The 17,913-nt window shown below is 66.5% G+C and carries 13 protein-coding genes; 9 read left to right on the top strand and 4 right to left on the bottom strand.

Going from position 1 to position 17,913, the window contains the following annotated elements; genetic code table 11:
- The 5 genes from ACSSVC_RS25645 to qhpG all read left to right on the top strand — a co-directional run bounded on the left by ACSSVC_RS25645 (position 1) and on the right by qhpG (position 7,048).
- Entirely contained in the window at positions 1-1,026 is a 1,026-nt protein-coding gene (locus ACSSVC_RS25645) for a histone deacetylase family protein (protein ID WP_446440632.1), read from the top strand.
- A 422-nt stretch (positions 1,027-1,448) separates the two neighbouring features.
- Positions 1,449-3,353 carry a sigma-54-dependent Fis family transcriptional regulator gene (locus ACSSVC_RS25640; RefSeq protein WP_492611646.1) on the top strand — a complete coding sequence of 635 codons (1,905 nt, stop codon included), beginning with the start codon at positions 1,449-1,451 and terminating at the stop codon, positions 3,351-3,353.
- On the top strand, positions 3,353-5,071 hold the full coding sequence (locus ACSSVC_RS25635; protein WP_346636193.1) for an ABC transporter ATP-binding protein: 1,719 nt from the start codon (positions 3,353-3,355) through the stop codon (positions 5,069-5,071). The genes ACSSVC_RS25640 and ACSSVC_RS25635 overlap by 1 nt, the downstream gene beginning before the upstream one ends.
- Complete coding sequence (qhpE, locus tag ACSSVC_RS25630; protein ID WP_404937395.1) at positions 5,061-5,744, top strand: subtilisin-like serine protease QhpE; 684 nt, start codon at positions 5,061-5,063, stop codon at positions 5,742-5,744. The genes ACSSVC_RS25635 and qhpE overlap by 11 nt, the downstream gene beginning before the upstream one ends.
- Positions 5,729-7,048, top strand: coding sequence for a flavin-dependent monooxygenase QhpG (qhpG, locus tag ACSSVC_RS25625; protein ID WP_346636191.1), 1,320 nt, complete (start codon positions 5,729-5,731; stop codon positions 7,046-7,048). Before qhpE ends, qhpG begins: the two co-directional genes overlap by 16 nt.
- Before the next feature lie 150 nt (positions 7,049-7,198).
- Here the strand turns inward: qhpG and ACSSVC_RS25620 are convergent, their stop codons facing one another.
- Both ACSSVC_RS25620 and ACSSVC_RS25615 read right to left on the bottom strand, forming a co-directional pair.
- Entirely contained in the window at positions 7,199-8,689 is a 1,491-nt protein-coding gene (locus ACSSVC_RS25620) for an aldehyde dehydrogenase family protein (RefSeq protein ID WP_346636190.1), read from the bottom strand.
- Positions 8,690-8,892: 203 nt separating this feature from the next.
- Positions 8,893-9,471 carry a DUF4337 domain-containing protein gene (locus tag ACSSVC_RS25615; RefSeq protein ID WP_346636189.1) on the bottom strand — a complete coding sequence of 193 codons (579 nt, stop codon included), beginning with the start codon at positions 9,469-9,471 and terminating at the stop codon, positions 8,893-8,895.
- Between the two features lie 238 nt (positions 9,472-9,709).
- On the opposite strand from ACSSVC_RS25615, the gene ACSSVC_RS25610 reads away from it, so the two are divergent.
- Genes ACSSVC_RS25610 through ACSSVC_RS25600 form a run of 3 tightly spaced genes read left to right on the top strand, consistent with a single transcriptional unit; the run spans position 9,710 to position 13,876 of the window.
- Positions 9,710-11,188: an efflux transporter outer membrane subunit gene (locus ACSSVC_RS25610; protein WP_346636188.1), complete on the top strand. Its 1,479-nt coding sequence runs from the start codon at positions 9,710-9,712 to the stop codon at positions 11,186-11,188.
- On the top strand, positions 11,185-12,294 hold the full coding sequence (locus tag ACSSVC_RS25605) for an HlyD family secretion protein (protein WP_492611645.1): 1,110 nt from the start codon (positions 11,185-11,187) through the stop codon (positions 12,292-12,294). The genes ACSSVC_RS25610 and ACSSVC_RS25605 overlap by 4 nt, the downstream gene beginning before the upstream one ends.
- Positions 12,287-13,876: a DHA2 family efflux MFS transporter permease subunit gene (locus ACSSVC_RS25600; RefSeq protein WP_346636186.1), complete on the top strand. Its 1,590-nt coding sequence runs from the start codon at positions 12,287-12,289 to the stop codon at positions 13,874-13,876. The genes ACSSVC_RS25605 and ACSSVC_RS25600 overlap by 8 nt, the downstream gene beginning before the upstream one ends.
- Positions 13,877-13,880: 4 nt before the next feature.
- Here ACSSVC_RS25600 and ACSSVC_RS25595 read toward each other — a convergent pair whose 3' ends face one another.
- Positions 13,881-14,648 carry an AraC family transcriptional regulator gene (locus ACSSVC_RS25595; protein ID WP_492612591.1) on the bottom strand — a complete coding sequence of 256 codons (768 nt, stop codon included), beginning with the start codon at positions 14,646-14,648 and terminating at the stop codon, positions 13,881-13,883.
- A gap of 338 nt (positions 14,649-14,986) precedes the next feature.
- Between ACSSVC_RS25595 and ACSSVC_RS25590 the strand changes: the two genes are divergently transcribed.
- Complete coding sequence (locus ACSSVC_RS25590) at positions 14,987-16,702, top strand: 2-isopropylmalate synthase (protein WP_492611644.1); 1,716 nt, start codon at positions 14,987-14,989, stop codon at positions 16,700-16,702.
- A 518-nt stretch (positions 16,703-17,220) separates the two neighbouring features.
- Here ACSSVC_RS25590 and ACSSVC_RS25585 read toward each other — a convergent pair.
- The gene (locus ACSSVC_RS25585) at positions 17,221-17,886 is read right to left on the bottom strand and encodes an HAD family hydrolase (RefSeq protein WP_492611643.1); all 666 of its coding nucleotides are present in this window, start codon (positions 17,884-17,886) and stop codon (positions 17,221-17,223) included.
- Positions 17,887-17,913 lie beyond the last annotated feature (27 nt).

The raw sequence follows: 17,913 nt of genomic DNA, 5'->3' as shown, positions 1-17,913 counted from the left end.
ATGCGCAGTTTTTTCCACCCCGAACAGTTGCTCCACCATCCACGCAGCTACTACTCGCGCGGCCAGATGCGCATACCCCAGGAGGTGCCGGAGCGCGCCCAGCGCCTGGTGCAGGCCGCACACTCCCTGGGTTTTGCCGTCGAGCAGCCACGGGATGCCGGGATGGCACCGTTGTTGGCGGTACACGGCGCGCCGTACTTGGCGTTCCTGCAGGATGCGCACCAGGGCTGGAAGGACATCCCCGAAGACTGGGGCGATGAGGTGATGTCCAACATCTTCGTGCGTGAGCCCAATGCCCTGCGCGGGGTTCTGGCCCAGGCCGCGTGCTACCTGGCCGACGGCAGTTGCCCGGTGGGTGAGTCGACTTGGCGTGCAGCCTACTGGTCGGCGCAAAGTGCCGTCGCCGGGGCCCAGGCATTGCTCGACGGTGAGCCGGCAGCCTACGCCTTGTGCCGCCCGCCGGGCCACCACGCGCGGGCCGAAGCCGCAGGCGGTTTCTGCTACCTGAACAACGCGGCAGTGGCGGCCCAGGTCCTGCGGGACAAATACGCCCGGGTGGCGGTGCTCGACACCGACATGCACCACGGCCAGGGTATCCAGGAAATCTTCTACGAGCGCGCCGACGTCTTGTATGTCTCGGTGCATGGCGACCCGACCAACTTCTACCCGGGGGTGGCCGGCTTTGCCGAAGAGCGTGGCGCCGGAGCGGGGGAGGGCTACAACCTCAACTTGCCCATGGCCCACGGCGCCAGCGAAGGGGATTTCCTTGCCCGCCTGGAACAGTCCCTGGTGGCGGTGAAGGAATTCGGTGCCGAGGTGCTGGTGCTGTCCCTGGGTTTCGATATCTACGAGCTCGACCCGCAAAGCAAGGTCGCGGTGACCCGAGACGGCTTCGCCATCCTTGGCCAGCGCATCCGCAGCCTGGGCCTGCCGTGCCTGATTGTTCAGGAAGGTGGTTACCACCTGGACAGCCTGGAAGACAACGCTCGCGCCTTCTTTGCCGACAGCGCCGCCTGGGCCCTTTAGGACCGGCCGGTCGGCGTTCCGCTCAATGCCCTTTTCGCTGGCAAGCCAGCTCCTACGGTAAACCTGCATTTCTCCCCCACCGTAGGAGCCGGCTTGCCGGCGAAAGGGCCCTCAAGTCTTGCGCTGCTCTCAAGGCTCTCTTCGCCGGCAAGCCAGCTCCTGCAGCAGGGGCTGGGAGGAGGCATGCGGTACTTGCCATTTGCTTTACGTTAACGTCAAGATGCTCGGGCGCCCGTTTCACTGGCGCAGGTTTTGCTTGATCTCGAATCACAGGGTAAGCAATGCAGGGCTGCCCGATGATCCGGGCCAAGCCCCTTTACTGCCCTCTGAACCCGGTGTAGACATTGACCACGGCTTGCGTGCCTCGCGCAATCCAAGGGAGTGGAGCGGGAAGCAGCGGGCGGACCGATTCGGAGCGCTTGATGACGCTTATAAAAACAATAAAGGGTGAGCAGCAACACGAAGCCCGGCTGGCCCGGGAACGGCTGCACCTGGAAGGCCAGATCCCCGACGGGGTCCTGCGTGCGGAAATCGATGCCTCATGGCGGCGCAGCCTCAGCCATGGTGTGCACTTTGGCAGCCAACACCAACTGACCCTGGAATCCAGCGCCAGCCTCGAGGTGCTGCTGGCCAGCAACCGCCTGTTGCTGGACGCGGCGACCCCGGCCATTGACTACCTGACCCAGCATCAGGGCCAGGACGGCATGATCATCCTCGCCAATGCCGACGCCACCATCCTGGCCATCGAGGGCCGGGCCGATCGGCTCAAGGACAGCGGGGTGCAGGACATCACCCTCGGCGCCTGCTGGAGCGAAGCCACTCGCGGCACCAACGCCCTGGGCACGGCCCTGGTGGAAGCCCGGCCGACCCTGATCGATTGCGGCGAACACTACCTGGATCGCCTCAGCCATTTTTCCTGCACATCGGTGCCCATCCAATGCCCCCAGGGCGAGATCCTCGGGGTCCTTGACCTGACCCGCGAAGGCCCCCTGGGCCGCGTCCAGGACAGCACCGCGCTGTTGTCCATGGCGGTCAGCCAGATCGAGGCCCGGGTGTTCCACGCGTCCTACCCGGAGCAGATCGTCCTGGCCTTCCACAGTCGTCGGCAATACCTCGAATCGCCCTGGCAAGGCCTGTTGGCCCTGAGCCTGGGCGGGCAGATTCTTGCGGTCAGCGGCCAGGCCTGCCAGTTGCTCAACACCCCGCGTGCGGCTCTGGTGGGGCGGCGTTGCGAGGAGTTCCTCGGGGTCGACGGCCTGCAACTGCTCGCGCGCCTACAGCAAGGCGCCGTGGGCAGCCTGCAGACCGCCAAGGGCGAGTTGTTCTACAAGGCTCTGCGGGCGCCCCAGCCTGCGCTGAACCTGCACCGTACGCCCCGCAGCACGCCGAAAGCCACGCCCATGCCCCAGGACCTGGAAGCCCTGGCCGGGGGCAACAGCCGCTACGCCCGCACCCTGCGCATGGCCCGCCAGGGCCTGGCCAACGGCTTGCCAGTGTTGTTGCTGGGAGAAACCGGCACCGGCAAGGAAGTCCTGGCCCGGGCCCTGCATCGCGCGGGCAGTCGTGCCGAGAAACCCTTTGTCGCGGTCAACTGCGCGGCGATTCCCGAAGGCCTGATCGAGTCGGAACTGTTCGGCTACCGCGAAGGTGCCTTCACCGGCTCGCGCCGCGGCGGGATGATCGGGCGCCTGCAACAGGCCCACGGTGGCACCTTGTTCCTCGATGAAATCGGCGACATGCCTCTGGCCCTGCAGGCCCGCCTGTTACGGGTCTTGCAAGACCGCAAGGTGGCGCCCCTGGGGGCCGGTGAGGAACAGGACATCGACATTGCCCTGATCTGCGCCACCCACCGCGACCTCAAGCAGCAGGTGCAGGACCAGGCCTTTCGCCAAGACCTGTTCTACCGGGTCAACGGCATCAGCGTGCTGTTGCCGGCCCTGCGCGAGCGCGAAGACCTGGCGGCCCTGGTGGACAGCCTGCTGGCCAAGCTCGGCGGCGCCGAGGTGAACATCGCCGAGGATCTGCGCCGCCTGTTGGCCGACTACCACTGGCCCGGCAATATCCGCCAGTTGGAGATGGTCCTGCGCACCGCCCTGGCCCTGCGCGAAGAGGGTGAGAGTCATATCGGCCTGGAGCACTTGCCGGACAGCATGCTCGACGACCTCAATGCCCATCAACGGCCGCAGACCGGGAGCATCCGCGAGAACGAACTGGAGCTGATCCGCACTGCCCTGGACAACCATCAGGGCAATGTTTCGGCGGCAGCGGACGCCCTGGGCATCAGCCGCGCGACCCTGTACCGCAAGCTCAAGCAGTTGCGCTCCTGATGCAGCGCCTGATCACCCGGCTGGTGGACAGCCGCGATCCCCAGGCCCTGAGTGCCGCCCTGGGCTGGCTCTACAGTTTCGTGCGGCCCCACCGGCTGGCCATCGGCGGTCTGCTGGGGCTGTCGGTGTGCGCCTCGTTGCTGGTGCTGGTGCAACCCTGGCTGACCAAGCTGCTGATCGACGACGGGCTGCTGGCCCGCGACTTTTCCAGACTGGTGCTGATCGCCGGCCTGATGATCCTCGCCGGCCTGCTGGGCACGCTGCTGTCCGGGGTCAATCGCTACCTGCATACACGCCTGTCCGGGCGCATCCTGTTTGCCCTGCGCGACGACCTCTACCGCCATCTGCAACGGCTGTCGCCAAGCTTCTACGGTCAACGGCGAATCGGCGACCTGATGTCGCGCCTGGACGGCGATGTCGCGGAAATCCAGCGCTTTGCCGTGGACTCGCTGTTCTCCGCAGTGTCCAGTGTGATCGGTCTTGTCGTCGCCCTGGCCATGCTCCTGACCCTGTCCTGGAAACTCTCGCTGCTGGCCCTGGTGCTGATTCCCCTGGATGTGCTCTGGTTGCGCTGGATGCGGCGCAAGGTGGAGCGCGATGTCCGCCAGTTGCGCGAGCGCTCTGCGGACATGTCCTCGTTCATGGTGGAAACCCTGCCGGTGATGAAATTCATCCAGAGCGCCGGCCAGCAGCAACGGGAGGCCCAGCGCCTGGATCGCCTCGGCCAGGGCTACCTGAGCCAGTTGCTGAAGCTGCAAGTCACCGAGTTCTTCACCCAGGCGGTACCCGGTACCCTGACCTCGCTGTCCCGGGCCTGCGCCTTCCTGATTGGCGGCTACTGGGTGGTGCAGGGCACCTGGCAACTGGGGGCGCTGATCGCTTTTTCCACCTACCTGGGCATGGCGGTGGGCCCGGTACAGAGCCTGCTGGGATTGTATGTGGCGATCCAGCGCATGACCGTGAGCCTGGGCCGGGTCATGGAGCTGCGTGGTGAGGAGCCGGGCATCAGCACCCCCGCGGCGCCGTTGCCGGTGCCGGACAACGGCGAGCTGCACTTCAAGGATGTGCACTTCAGTCATCCGGGGCGCGGCTCGATCCTCAAGGGCATCGAAGCGCGGATTCCCTACGGCCTCAAGGTGGCCCTCAGCGGCACTTCGGGGGCCGGTAAAAGCACCTTGATCGACCTGTTGCAGCGTCACCACGATCCCCAGTCCGGGCAGGTCCTGCTGGGGGGCATCGACCTGCGTCAACTGGACCTGGCGCAACTGCGTTGTCAGGTGGCGGTGGTCAGTCAGGACATTGTGCTGTTTCGCGGCAGCCTGGCGGACAACCTGGCCTACAGCGTGCCCGCTGCCAGCCGTGAAGCCGTGGCCGAAGTGGCGCGGCTGGCGCAATTGCAGGGGCTGATCGAGTCTCTGCCCGAGGGCCTGGACAGTCCCCTGGGGGAGCGCGGCCAGCAGTTGTCCGGTGGGCAGAAACAGCGCATTGCTATCGCCCGTGCATTGCTCCAGGACCCGCTGATCCTGGTGCTGGACGAAGCCACTTCGGCGGTGGACGAGGCCACCGAGCGCGAGGTGATCGAAGCCATCGACCGTCTGTTCGCCGGGCGTACGCGCATCCTGATCAGCCACCGGCCTTCGACCCTGGCCGATGCCGACCTGCGCTTCGAGTTGCTGGACGGTGTATTGCATAGCGTGGTGGTGGCCCATGAAGTCTGAACTGCGCATCGGCGTGATCGACAGCGGCCATGCCCCTCATCAGCGGGTGGCGGCCGGCCGGCGTTTCTTTCTGCTGGCGCAAGGCATGGGCGAGGGCGAGTTGCAGCAGGACGCTCTCGGCCATGGCAGCGCGATCATCGAGGCCATCGAGCAGCGCGCGCCCGATGCCCAGCTGTATCTGGCCCAGGTGTTCGATCAGCGCGGGGTCACCAGCGCCGCGCAAGTCAGTGCCGCCCTGTATTGGCTGCTGGAACAGGATGTACGCCTGATCAACCTCAGCCTCGGGCTGCGCCAGGATCGCGATTCACTGCGCGCCGCCTGTGCCGAGGCGGTGGCTCGTGGCGTGCTGCTCTGCGCATCCAGCCCGGCCCAGGGTGAGCCGGTATTCCCGGCCAGCTATCCTGGCGTGTTGCGGGTCACCGGCGATGCGCGCTGCAGCCTACAGCAGTGGTCGTGGCTGAATACCGCCCAGGCCGATTTCGCCGCCTGCGTGCGCGCCAGCCGCCCGGGGCCGTCCGGCGCCAGCCTGGGCTGTGCCGCGTTGAGCGGGCATATCGCCGCCTACCTCAAGACCCAGCCCAGCGCGAGCAATCTGCAGGTGCGCCAGTGGCTGCAGGAGCAGGCCGCCTACCAGGGGCCCGAGCGCCGGAGCGTGCCATGCAATCGATCCTGATCCTGGGGGCGGGGCCGGCCGGTGCGGCGGTGGCCCTGGGGCTGCGGCGCCTCGGTTACCCGGTGACCCTGATCAGCGACTGGCGGCGTTTTCCGGCTCTGGAAGGGGTTTCCGTGCGGGTGCTGGAGGCCCTGCGCAGCGCTGGTCTGGAGTCGGCACTGGCCCAGGCTCTGCACCCTTCCCAGCGGCAAGTGGCGTGGAACGGCGCGCAGCACGCGCAGAACATCGAATACCTGCTGGATCGCCCAACGTTCGACCGTGGCCTGCGCGATGCCCTGCATCAGGCCGGGGTGACGCTGATCCAGGGCCGCGTGCTGGGTGTGCAGTCCACTGCGCTCGGGCACCGGGTGCAGGTGCAGGGGCACGAGGAGCAGCTCGGCGAGTTCCTGGTCGAAGCCCGCGGACGTCAGGCGCCTGCATTGGACAAGGCACTGCAGCAGGGCGTCGGGAACGGACGGCGTGGCCCGGAAACCCTCAGCCTGCTCAACCGTTGGCAAGGGCCGCCCGGCACTGCCGCCAGTGCCGTGCACAGCCTGGAGGACGGCTGGGCCTGGATGGCCCGGCGCAGCGACGGCCAGTGCTACTGGCAACTGACCCTGGATGTGGCCAGCGCTGCACTGCCGGGCAAGGCGCAGTTGCTGGAGTACTGCCGTCGGCGCCGTCAGGCGTCTGCCCTGGTCGCGGATTTTTTTGCCGGTGGTGTCGAACATGATCTGCACCTGCACGCCCGTAGCAGCACGGCGATTCTCTGCCCCCAGGTGTGCGGCGATCACTGGCTGCGGGTAGGGGATGCGGCCATGGCGGTGGACCCGCTGTCTGGCAATGGCATCTTCCAGTCCCTGTCCTCGGCCCTGCAGGCGCCGGCGGTGATCAATACCCTGTTGCAGCGGCCGGAGCGCACGGCCCTGGCCTGGCGTTTTCATCAGCAACGGGTGGAGCAACTGTTCCTGCGGTTTGCCCGCATCGGCCGGGACTTCTACGCCGACGAGCAACGTTGGCCCGAGCAGCCGTTCTGGCAGGCCCGCCGGCAGTGGCCGGACCGCCAGCCGGCGCACGCCAGCGTGGACTTCGCAGCCTTGCGTATCGAGCACGCCCCGGTACTGCGCGATGGCCTGGTGGACGCAGCCGAAGTGGTGATCACCCCGGATCAGCCCCTGGGCATCTGGCATGTGCAGGGTGTGGAACTGGCGCCGTTGTTGCGACGCTTGCAGCACCAGCCCCCGACTCAGGCGCTGGCGGACCTGAGCCCGGAGCAGGGACGGGTGGTGCGGGGCTGGTTGCTGGCCCAGGGCTATCGACCTTAGGGCCCTTTCGCCGGCAAGTCGGCGCCTACGCGGATGCCCACGTAGGAGCGAGCTTGCTCGCGAACCGCCCCGCGGCCATCCAGCGCCGTCGTCCCTGGAGCATCCCAGGCGTCATCCGGCAGGCCGAGGGGCGTTCGCCCTGGCCGCGGCTCAGAGCTTGATCAGCACCGATTTCAGCTCGGTGTAGTGCTCGATGGCCGCGTGGCCCATTTCCCGGCCGAGTCCGGACATCTTGTAGCCGCCGAACGGCAGTGCCGGGTCCAGGGCGCTGTGGCAGTTGACCCACACCGAGCCGGACTTGATCTTCGGAATCATCCGGTGCACCGCTGCCAGATCGTTGGACCAGATGCTTGCGCCCAGGCCATAGGGGCTGTCGTTGGCCATGCGCAGGGCGTCGGCCTCGTCGTCGAAGGGAATCGCCACCAGCACCGGGCCGAAGATTTCTTCCTGGACCAGCGAGTGCTTCTGGTCGACATCGACGATCACCGTCGGTTTGACGAAATACCCCGGACCGAACTGCTCGCCGCCACAGGCAATGGTGGCGCCGCTGTCCCGGCCCATCTCGATGTAGCGGTAGACCCGTTCCTGCTGGCGCGCGGAAATCAGCGGGCCCATTTCGACGCTGGCGTCCAGGCCGTTGCCCAGTTTCATGGCATTGGCGATGCCGGCAATGTCGGCTACCACGTTGTCGAAGTGCTTGCGCTGCACATACAGCCGCGAGCCGGCGCAGCACACCTGGCCCTGATTGAAGAAGATCGCGCTGGCGGCCCCGGCGGCGGCGCTGGCCAGGTCGGCATCGGCCATGACGATGGTCGGCGACTTGCCCCCCAGCTCCAGGGTGACCCGGGTCATGGAGTCCATGGCGATCTTGCCGATTTCTTTGCCCACGGCGGTGGAGCCGGTAAAGGTCAGTTTGTCCACCAGAGGGTTGTGGGTCAGGGCGCTGCCGGCGGTGATGCCGGTACCGGTGACCACGTTGAACACGCCGTCGGGGTAGCCGGCTTCCTGCACCAGTTCCGCCAGTTTCAGGGCGCTGAGCGGGGTTTCATCGGCCGGCTTGAGCACCAGGGTGCAACCGGTGGCCAGGGCCGGGCCGAGTTTCCAGCAGGCCAGCAGCAAGGGGAAGTTCCAGGCGACGATGGCGCCGACCACGCCCAGCGCTTCGCGACGGATGAAGCTGTGGAACTGGTCGTCGGGCATCAGCGGCAGCGAAACCTCGACGCTGGCGCCTTCGATCTTGGTGGCCCAGCCGGCCATGTAGCGCAAGAAGTCGATGGACAACTGCACGTCCATGGCCTGGGCCACGGCGGCGCTCTTGCCATTGTTCAGGCATTCCAGTTGGGCCAGCAGTTCGGCGTCGCGCTGCATCAGGTCGGCGAGTTTCCACAGCAGGTTCTGCCGCTCCCGGGGGCGGGTACGGGTCCAGGAGGAGTCGTCGAAAGCCTGACGCGCCGCCAGCACTGCACGATCGACATCGTCCACCGTGGCTCGGGGCACCAGGCACAGCTGTTCGCCGGTGGCGGGGTTGCGCAGGGGCATGGTCTGGCCATCGGCGGCCTCGACCCAGTGGGCGCCGATCAACATGCGCGGGGCGCGCTGGATAAACGCCGTGGTAGCGGCGAGCAGTGGGGCAATAGCCATGGCGAAGCCTCTTGTTGTAGGTGAGGCAGGGGCTTTCGCAATGGCTATGCCAGTTCCGCCGTGGCGGCGTGGCCTCGGGATTGCGGGGGCTTGGGCACATGACCGAGGCTGGCGCGGCGGCGGCTTTTCGCAAACTGCGACAGCCCGGTGAGATTCAAGAGACGCACCGGCTCGCCGGTCTGGGCGCTACCCGAGCGGGTTTTCTAGAGGTGCAGCCAGGCCAGGGAACCCAGCAGCACGCTGCCGCCGGCCGCGCCGTAGGCGAGCTTCTTCAACCATTCCTTGCGGGTCAGCAGGGTGATGGCCGCCATCGAGATGGCGATCTGGATCGCCATCATCGCCTGGGCCCAGCGGTGGTGCTGGTGCAGCGCGGCTTCCGATTGCTCGTCCCAGTCCCGAGCCTCGGCTTCCAGAGCCTCGGCCTTGAGGCGCACTGCCTCCTTTTCCTTCTGGTAGCGCTGGGCCTCGATGCCGTAATGCGTGGCATCGACCCCGGGAATATGGGTCGCCAGTTCCGCCAGGTTCTGCCGGCTGGACTTGGCCTGGTAGTAGCTCCACTGGTTGGCGGCTTCGGTCTTCTTCATGGCGGCGTTGTTCTTGTCCATGGCCGCGAGGCTTTCCGTGGAGCCGGCCTGATAGCTCAGCAGCGCTCCCAGGGTGGCCATGATTGCTGTCATCACCGCGATCTTGCTGGCGAAATTGTCGCTGCGGGCGTGGGCGTGTTCGGCCACGTGTTCCAGGTGCTTTTCGTGGGGGCTGGGCACATCGAAGTCTTCGGTCATGGCGATCGATCGGCGGGGGTGGGGAGAAGTATCAAATTGTATCCACGGTGCTGGATCGCCGTAGAGCCAGTGCGAATTCGTTCAGCTGGGCGACAGCCTGGGGCCATGACCGCATACCTGGAAGGAAGCGGCTCAGGGGGAAAGATGACCATTTCGCGATAATTGAAAAGAAGTTCTCGTTAGACGGTCGCCAGTTGGCCTTTCTAAAGTAGCTGCTTCGAATCCGTGAGTACTTCCCATGCCCATTTACCCAAGACCTGCATGGGCCCTGTGCGCCCTGTTGGCCGGCTGCACCCTGGGGCCGGAACGGCCGCCCGGCAGCACTGTGCCCCTGCCTGTGAGCCAGCTGGATGCAGCGGCCGAGCAGGGGCTCGACCAATGGTGGCAGCTGTACCGTGACCCGGGGCTCAATGCCGCCGTGCAGGAGGCCCTGAGCCAGAACCGCGACCTGCGGATGGCCGCGGCCAACCTGCTACAGGCCCGGGCGCTGCTGCGCGAAACCGATACCCTGCGCCAGCCCGCCACCCAGGTGACGGCCCAGGCCGGCTACGGCAGCACCGCCGATGACCAGCTGGAAGCCGCCTTGCAGAACAGCCAGCGGATCCGCACCGGCAGCCGCTACGGGGTTGGCCTGGATGTGCAGTGGGAGGCTGACCTGTTCGGCCGTCTGCACGGCCTGGCCGATGCTGCCCGAGCCGATGCCGAGGCGGCGCGGGCCGCCGAAGACGGCTTGCGGGTGGTGGTGGCCGCGGAAACCACCCGCGCCTGGTTGCAGGCTTGCAGCTATGGCCAGCGCCTGCAGGTGGCCGGTGAATCCCTGGCGCTGGTGGAGCAGGGCCGGGCCCTGAGCGCCCAGCTGTATCAGGCCGGCGCCGCAGTGACCCTGGATGTGGTGCGCGCCGAAGGCCTGGTGGGCCAGGTACAGGCCAGCCTGCCGCCGTTGCAGGCCGGGCGGCAGCGGGCCCTGGCTGAGCTGGCGGTACTGCTGGGGCGCCCTCCGGGTGATGCACCGGTGGCGGCCAAGGCTTGCCACCAGGCCCCGACCCTGGATTCGCCCATGCCCCAAAGCGATGCCCTGGCCATGCTGCGCCGGCGTCCCGACGTGAGTCAGGCCGAGCGCCGGCTGGCGGCGGCCACGGCACGCATCGGCGTGGCTCGGGCCGACCTCTATCCGCGGGTCAGCCTGGGGGCTGGGGTCTTCACGTCGGCGCACCAGCCCTCGGGTTTCGACGACCGCGACGCTTCGGTCTGGCAATTGGGGCCGCTGCTGTCCTGGAGCTTCCCCAACCTCAATGCTGCCCACGCGCGCATCACCCAGGCCGATGCCCGGGAAAGCGCGGCGCTGGCGGATTTTGACCGCAGCATCCTGGCGGCCTTGAAGGAACAGCAGCAAGCCTTGAGCGACTACCAGGCCGCGTTGCAGCGCCAGGATGCCCTGCACCTGGCGGCCGAGCGCGATCACCAGGCCCTGCGCCTGGCCGGGCTGGCCCGCGCGGCCGGTGCCTCCAGTGCCCTGGATTACCTCGACGCCCAGCGCACCGACGTGCGCACCCGGGCTGCGGCGGCCCAGGCCGATGCGGCCGTGATCGATACCCAGGTGCTGGTGTTCAAGGCCCTGGGCGGTGGCTGGCGCAGCGCGCCGCCGATTGTCCTTCCGCCGCCGAGCCGGGCGGCGGCCAACCCTTTCCTGCGAACTTCCGACGAGCCAGTGCAATGACCCAGAACCCTGTTCCTGCTTCTCCGGCGCAAGCCGTCACCCGCCGTCGCTTCCTGGGTTATGCCGGGTTGGCGCTGGTGGTGTTGCTGATCCTGGCCTGGTGCCTGCACTGGTGGTTCAGCGGGCGTTTCCTGGTGGAGACCGACGACGCCTACCTGCGCGCGGACATCGTCACCATCGCGCCACGGGTGGCCGGTTACCTGGCCGCGGTCGAGGTCCAGGACAACCAGCCGCTCAAGGCCGGCGACCTGCTGGCGCGGATCGATGACAGCGACTATCAGGCCCGGGTCGAACAGGCCGAGGCGGCGCTGCGCGAGGCCCAGGCCGAACAGCGTGCCGGGCAGGCGCGGCTGGCCAATCTCAAGGCCCGCCAGCAACAGCAGCAGAGCCTGATCGCCGAGGCCCAGTCCCGGGTCGCTGCTGCTGAGGCCGAGGCGCAACGGGCCGGTCAGGAAGGGCGGCGGCAGCAACACCTGGCCAGCCAGCAGGTCAGCAGCGTGCAGCAACTGGAAAACGCCGCGGCCTTGGCGCGTCAGGCCGATGCCGCCCTGGGCGCAGCCCGTGCCAGCCTGACCGCGCGGCGCCAACAGGTACAGGTGCTCGATACCGAGCAGCAAAGCGCCCGGGCGCAGCTGGACAAGCTCGAAGCGGGCGTGGCCCGGGTCAGTGCCCTGCGGCAGTTGGCCCGTATCGATCTGGCGCGCACCTTGATCCGCAGCCCGGTGGACGGTATCGCCGGCCAGCGCCGCCTGCGCCTGGGGCAGTACGTCGAAGTCGGCGCACCGCTCTTGGCGGTGGTGCCTGAGGACGCCTATGTGGTGGCCAACTACAAGGAAACCCAGGTCGACGGCATGCGCCCCGGGCAGCCGGCGCGGGTCGAGGTCGATGCCTTGGGTGGCCACGTGCTGCTGGGCCGGGTGGAGAGTTTCGCCCCGGCCTCCGGCGCCGAGTTCGCCCTGCTGCCGGCGGACAACGCCACCGGCAACTTCACCAAGATCGTGCAGCGCATGCCGGTGCGCATCCGCCTCGATCCGGGGCAGCCGCGACAGGCAGAACTGCGCCCCGGAATGTCGGTAGTGGTGAGCGTGGATACCCGTCATGAGTAGTGCCCAGGCAGTACATGACAGCGCGGGCGAGGCCGCCGTACAGGCGATTTCCCTGCGCACCTGGGTGGCGGTGCTGGGCAGCGTGGTGGGTTGCTTCATGGCCGGGATGAACGTGCACGTGACCAACGCTTCATTGCCGGACGTGCGCGGTTCCCTGGGCGCCACCTTCGAGGAGGGCTCGTGGATCACCACCGCCTACCTGGTGGCGGAGATCATCATCATTCCCATGACCGGCTGGCTGGTCTCGGTGTTTTCCATGCGCCGGGTGCTGATGGTCGGCACCGCCGGTTTCGTGCTGTTCTCGATCGCCTGCTCCCTGGCACCGAATATCCACAGCCTGATCGTCGCCCGGGTGCTGCAAGGGGCCTTTGGCGGGGTACTGATTCCCTTGTCATTCCAGCTGATCGTCACCGAGCTGCCGGCGGCCCGGCACCCCATGGGCATGGCCCTGTTTGCCGTGGCCAACAATGTCGCCCAGGCAGCGGGGCCGTCCCTGGGCGGCTGGCTCACCGATGCCTATTCGTGGCGCTGGATCTTCTACCTGCAAGTGCCGCCGGGGCTGTTGCTGCTGGCGGCCATCGGCTGGTCGGTGCGGCCCCAGCCCATGGTCCTGGCAAAGTTGCGCCAGGGCGACTGGGGCGGGATCGCCAGCATGGCCGTGGGCCTCTCGGCGTTGCAGATCATGCTGGAGGAGGGCGGCCGCCATGACTGGTTCGCCTCGGGCTTCATCTTCAACTGTGCGGTCCTGGCCACGGTCGGCCTGCTGGCTTTCGTGGCCATCGAACTGCGCCGCGAGCAGCCGCTGATCAACCTGCGCCTCTTGGGCCGCTACAACTTCGGCATCGCCAGCCTGATGCAATTCACCTTCGGTGCGGTGGTGTTCGGCGTGGTGTTCCTGGTGCCCAACTACTTTGCCCAAATCCACGGCTACAACGCCCGGCAGATCGGTTTGATGATGATTCCCTATGGCCTGATCCAGTTCGTCATGTCGTTCGCCACCCCGCGCCTGATGCGCTGGAGCAGTGCCCGCACCATCATCATTGCCGGCTTCGCCATCACTGGCATCGGCTGCCTGATGAACATCCACCTCAACCCCGATGCCTCGGTGAATGTCATCGTGCCGTCGCTGGTGGTGCGCGGTATCGGCCAGTCGCTGGTGGTGGTGGCGCTGGGGGTGATGGCGATCCAGGGGCTGGAAAAGGATCAGGTGGGCTCGGCCTCCGGGCTGTTCTCCATGGTGCGCAATGTCGGCGGGGCGATCGGTATCGCGCTGTCCAGCCAGATCGTGGTGGAGCGCGAGAAACTCCATGCCCTGCGCATCGGTGAATCCATCAACCTGTTCGCCCAGGCCACCCAGGAGCGTTTGGTGGAGCTGGTGCGGTTGCTGGCCCAGGCGCCGGTGGAGTACGCCAGGGCCCTGCACTCGGCGGCGCTGGCGCCACTGCGTCAGCAAGCTTTGGGCCTGATGGACAAGGTGCTGCACCGCGACGCCTTGCTGCTGGCCTACAGCGATGCCTTCCTGCTGGCGGGGCTGGCCATGCTGTTGTGCGTAGTGGCCGGTCTGTTGCTGCGCCGGGCCTGAGCCGTCAGCGGTAGAACTCCGATGGCGGCGTGCCGAACTGGCGCTTGAAGGCGGCGGCGAAGGCGCTCTGGCTGTCGTAGCCGTGTTGCAGTGCCACTTGCACCACCGGCATGCCCTCGGCCAGGCACTCCAGGGACATCAGCAGGCGCGCCTGCTGGCGCCAGCGGCCAAAGGTGATGCCGGTGTGGCGCAGGAACTGGCGATGGAAGGTTTTCGCGCTCATGGCCAGGCGGTCACTCCATTGCTCGGCGGTGCGATTGTCCGCCGGGTCATCCGCCAGCGCCTGGCACACCCGCAGCATGCGCGGTTCATGGGGCCACGGCAGGCTGAACGGCAGCACCGGCAGCGAGCGCATCTCATCGAGGATCAGGCGCATCAGGCGGCCGTCGCGGCTGTCCTGCGCATACTGCGTGCCGACCTGGGCGGCGGCCAGGATCAGTTCACGCAGCAGCGGCGAGACCTCGATCACGCAGTCATGCTCGGGCAGGCCGGCTATGGCATCGACGTTGATGAACAGGCTGCGCATGCGCACCGCGCCGCGCATCCGCACCCGGTGCTCGACACCCGCCTGCAGCCACACCCCGCGACTGGGCGGTACCACCCAGCGTCCGGACTCGGTGTCGATCACCAGCACGCCTTCGATGGCGTAGGCCAGCTGAGAGCGGGGATGGCTGTGGGCCGGTATTTCATGGCCGTTGGGGTAATCCACGGCGATGCTGGTGACCGGCATGGACAGGCAATCGATGGACGAGACAACCAGCAGATCGGACATGCAGCGCAGCGCCTCCGGAGCGGAAGGGATCATGGGGCGCCCATCATAAGTTCAAATGTCTATTTCACGACAATGAAAGGGTGTTTAGCGCAGTACATTCAGATGACAGCCCCCTAGACTGCCAGTCACTCCTTTCTCCCAGACGGTTGCCACTGCCCATGACTCCCCGCTTCCTGACCCTGCTACTAGCGCTACCCCTGCCTTACGGCCGGGGTCTGCCGGTGCTGCCAGGAAGCTGGCACCCAGGCTGATCTCCCCCAGACTCCGGCCTCGAAGCGCTTTCCATGCTGAAAGCAGGGGAGATCCATTGCCTTCTCCATGCTTCTTTCGAGGTCAGTATGCTCACCCATCCACATACCAAATATCGTGCCTTTGCCCCTGTGGACCTGGACTCGCGCCAGTGGCCGTCACGCACCATCACCCAGGCTCCGATCTGGCTGTCCACCGACCTGCGTGATGGCAACCAGGCGCTCTTCGAGCCGATGAACCGTGAGCGCAAGCTGCGCCTGTTCGAGGAACTGGTGCGCCTGGGCTTCAAGGAAATCGAAGTGGGATTCCCCGCCGCCTCGCGCACCGATTTCGAGGTGGTTCGTGAGCTTGTGGAACAGCAGCGGATTCCCGCCGATGTCACCCCCATGGTGATGACCCAACTGCGTGAGGACCTGATCCGCGAAACCGTACGCAGCGTGCAGGGCGCGCGCCGGGTCATCGTCCATCTGTACAACGCCATCGCCCCGGTCTGGCGGCGCGTGGTGTTCGGGCTTTCGGTGGACGAGGTCGAGGCCCTGGTGGAACGCCATGTAAGGCTGTTACGCGACTTGACCGATCAGCACCCGGAAACCGAATGGGTGCTGCAGTACTCCCCCGAAACGTTCTGCATGGCGGAGCTCGAGGTGTCGCTGCGCATGTGCAACACCGCGATCCGCACCTGGGACGCCGGCCCCGGGCGCCCGATCATCATCAACTTGCCGACCACCGTCGAGGTGGCCACGGCCAACGTCTTTGCCGACCAGATCGAATGGATGCACAAGCGCCTGGAGCGCCGTGATGAGGTGACGCTGTCAGTGCACCCGCACAACGATCGGGGCACCGGCGTGGCCTGTGCCGAACAGGCGTTGCTGGCGGGAGCCCAGCGGGTGGAGGGTTGTCTGTTCGGCAACGGTGAGCGCAGTGGCAACCTGGATCTGGTGACCCTGGCCCTGAATCTCTATACCCAGGGCATCGGCCCCGGGCTGGATTTTTCCGATATCGCTGCGGTGGCTCGAGTCGCCGAGGAGTGCACGGCGCTGCCGATCCATCCGCGCCATCCCTATGTCGGCGATCTGGTGTTCACCGCCTTTTCCGGCTCGCACCAGGACGCCATCGCCAAAGGCTTTGCCGCCCAGGCGGCCGACGGTTTCTGGGAGGTGCCCTATCTGCCCATCGATCCGCAGGACCTGGGGCGGACCTACGACAGCATCGTGCGAGTCAACAGTCAGTCCGGCAAAGGCGGGATCGCTTTCCTGCTGCAGCGCGACCACGGCATCGTCATGCCCCGGCGCATGCAGATCGAATTCAGCGCCATCGTGCAGAAGCTGGCCGATGCCAGTGATGCCGAACTGAGCAGTGAGGCTTTATGGGAGGTGTTTCAGTGCACCTACCTGGCTGTTGGAGAGGGGGAGGCGAGCCTGGTGTATCTCGGTCACCGATTGTTCGATGCCCCCGAGGGGCAAGGGATCGAGTTGCGCATCGCCCGCCTCGGGAGCCAGGAACTGTGCTTGCGTGGGGTGGGCAACGGACCTGTTGCTGCGACCTTGGCGGCCCTGGGCTTGCCGCTGCGCATCGACAGTTTTGAAGAGCGCAACCTGGGAGCGGGGGCCGACGCCCAGGCGCTGGCTATTGTGGAAGCGGCGTGGCCCGGGGTTGCCGGTTCACGTTTTGGCGCCGGATGTCACGCCAACATCGTCACCGCTTCGGTGCAGGCGGTGCTCAATGCCGCGGCGCGGTTTTATCCGGAGCGAGTGCTGACGTTCACCCCTGCCGCGGAATCCGTCCTGGAGCCCGCGACTCGCTGAGTGACTCGGGCCCGCGGTCGGCACCCTGTTGTGCCGGCCGGCGGATGCCCGGGCAAAAAAAAGCCCGCTATAGGCGGGCCAAATGGGATTCGTTAAGGAGTGGTAGTCAATCTAAGGGAGGCGAGGTGAAAGGACAGTGAAAAAAAGGTCGTGCTGAGGAAAAAACCTAAAATCATTTGTCCAGATCGCACCGCGTTTTAGGATCTGTCCGATAGGAGCGTCCCCAGCGCCCGCGTATATTCCTCCCTGCTCGCCCAGCCAAAGGGGGTACTTCGGCCTAGGTGCCACTGCCGAAGTGATGGGCGAGCACTTTTTCCTTCCTGCTTCTCGTTTCCCACCTGTTGCTTCCGACCTGCTGTTTCCCACCTGTTTGTTTCCCAGCTATCGCTCCTCACCTGTCGTTTCCGCTCTGGTTGGCCTGCGCCAACCGTCCCGCTGCACGCTCCAGCGATACTCCTTTCAAGACCTGATCCATGCTCAGTGCCTTCACGGGCGCCCGCTTCGTGGCGGCCCGCCCTTCAGGCCAGGTTGAGGCGGCGATGAATCTCGGCCCACAACTGCGGGTCGTCGAAGTCCTGAATCACCCGATGGGCGCCGGCACTCAGCAGGGTCTGTGGTTGCTGGCTGGTGGCCAGGCCGAAGGTGCAGATGCCGGCCTTGACCGCGGCGGTCAGCCCGGGGACCGAGTCCTCGAAGGCCAGGGAATGCTCGGCCCTGGCTTGCAGACATTCCAGGCCGCTGAGGTAGGGCAGGGGATCGGGCTTGGCCCGAGGCAGTTCCTCGGCCACCAGGACCGTCTGGAAACGCTCCTCAAGGCCCAGCACCTTGAGCATGTGCTCGGCGTTGGCCCGTGGGGCGTTGGTCACCACGCACACGCCGATGCCGTGCTCGGTGGCAAAATCCAGCAGGCGCAGCAGGCCGGGCATGGGCTTGAGTTGGGGGGACAATTGACGAAAGCGCACTTCCTTGCGTTCGGCGAAGGCCTCATGTTCCGCCACGCTGCGCTCGGGGAACAGGTAACGGCACATGTTGGCATTGGCCTGGCCGCTGACGTGGGCGGCGAACTCTTGCTCGGTGAACACCCGGCCGTCTTCTTCGTGCAACAACTGTTGCAGGGCCAGAAGGTGCAGGGCGTCGGTGTCGGTCAGGGTGCCGTCAAGGTCGAAAAGCAGAGCGTTGAGCATGGGACAGTTCCTGTCGGGCCCCATCCG

The sequence above is a fragment of the Pseudomonas sp. E1BtOHC1 genome, from assembly GCF_058744285.1.
Note: the sequence above shows the minus strand (reverse complement) of the source record. Positions and strands in the feature narration are given on the sequence as shown.

Excerpts from the sequence above, each read along its gene's own strand:
- ACSSVC_RS25645 (WP_446440632.1), top strand. The coding sequence starts at position 1 with ATGCGCAGTTTTTTCCACCCCGAACAGTTGCTCCACCATCCACGCAGC.
- ACSSVC_RS25640 (WP_492611646.1), top strand. The coding sequence starts at position 1,449 with ATGACGCTTATAAAAACAATAAAGGGTGAGCAGCAACACGAAGCCCGG.
- ACSSVC_RS25635 (WP_346636193.1), top strand. The coding sequence starts at position 3,353 with ATGCAGCGCCTGATCACCCGGCTGGTGGACAGCCGCGATCCCCAGGCC.
- qhpE (WP_404937395.1), top strand. The coding sequence starts at position 5,061 with ATGAAGTCTGAACTGCGCATCGGCGTGATCGACAGCGGCCATGCCCCT.
- qhpG (WP_346636191.1), top strand. The coding sequence starts at position 5,729 with ATGCAATCGATCCTGATCCTGGGGGCGGGGCCGGCCGGTGCGGCGGTG.
- ACSSVC_RS25620 (WP_346636190.1), bottom strand. The coding sequence starts at position 8,689 with ATGGCTATTGCCCCACTGCTCGCCGCTACCACGGCGTTTATCCAGCGC.
- ACSSVC_RS25615 (WP_346636189.1), bottom strand. The coding sequence starts at position 9,471 with ATGACCGAAGACTTCGATGTGCCCAGCCCCCACGAAAAGCACCTGGAA.
- ACSSVC_RS25610 (WP_346636188.1), top strand. The coding sequence starts at position 9,710 with ATGCCCATTTACCCAAGACCTGCATGGGCCCTGTGCGCCCTGTTGGCC.
- ACSSVC_RS25605 (WP_492611645.1), top strand. The coding sequence starts at position 11,185 with ATGACCCAGAACCCTGTTCCTGCTTCTCCGGCGCAAGCCGTCACCCGC.
- ACSSVC_RS25600 (WP_346636186.1), top strand. The coding sequence starts at position 12,287 with ATGAGTAGTGCCCAGGCAGTACATGACAGCGCGGGCGAGGCCGCCGTA.
- ACSSVC_RS25595 (WP_492612591.1), bottom strand. The coding sequence starts at position 14,648 with ATGTCCGATCTGCTGGTTGTCTCGTCCATCGATTGCCTGTCCATGCCG.
- ACSSVC_RS25590 (WP_492611644.1), top strand. The coding sequence starts at position 14,987 with ATGCTCACCCATCCACATACCAAATATCGTGCCTTTGCCCCTGTGGAC.
- ACSSVC_RS25585 (WP_492611643.1), bottom strand. The coding sequence starts at position 17,886 with ATGCTCAACGCTCTGCTTTTCGACCTTGACGGCACCCTGACCGACACC.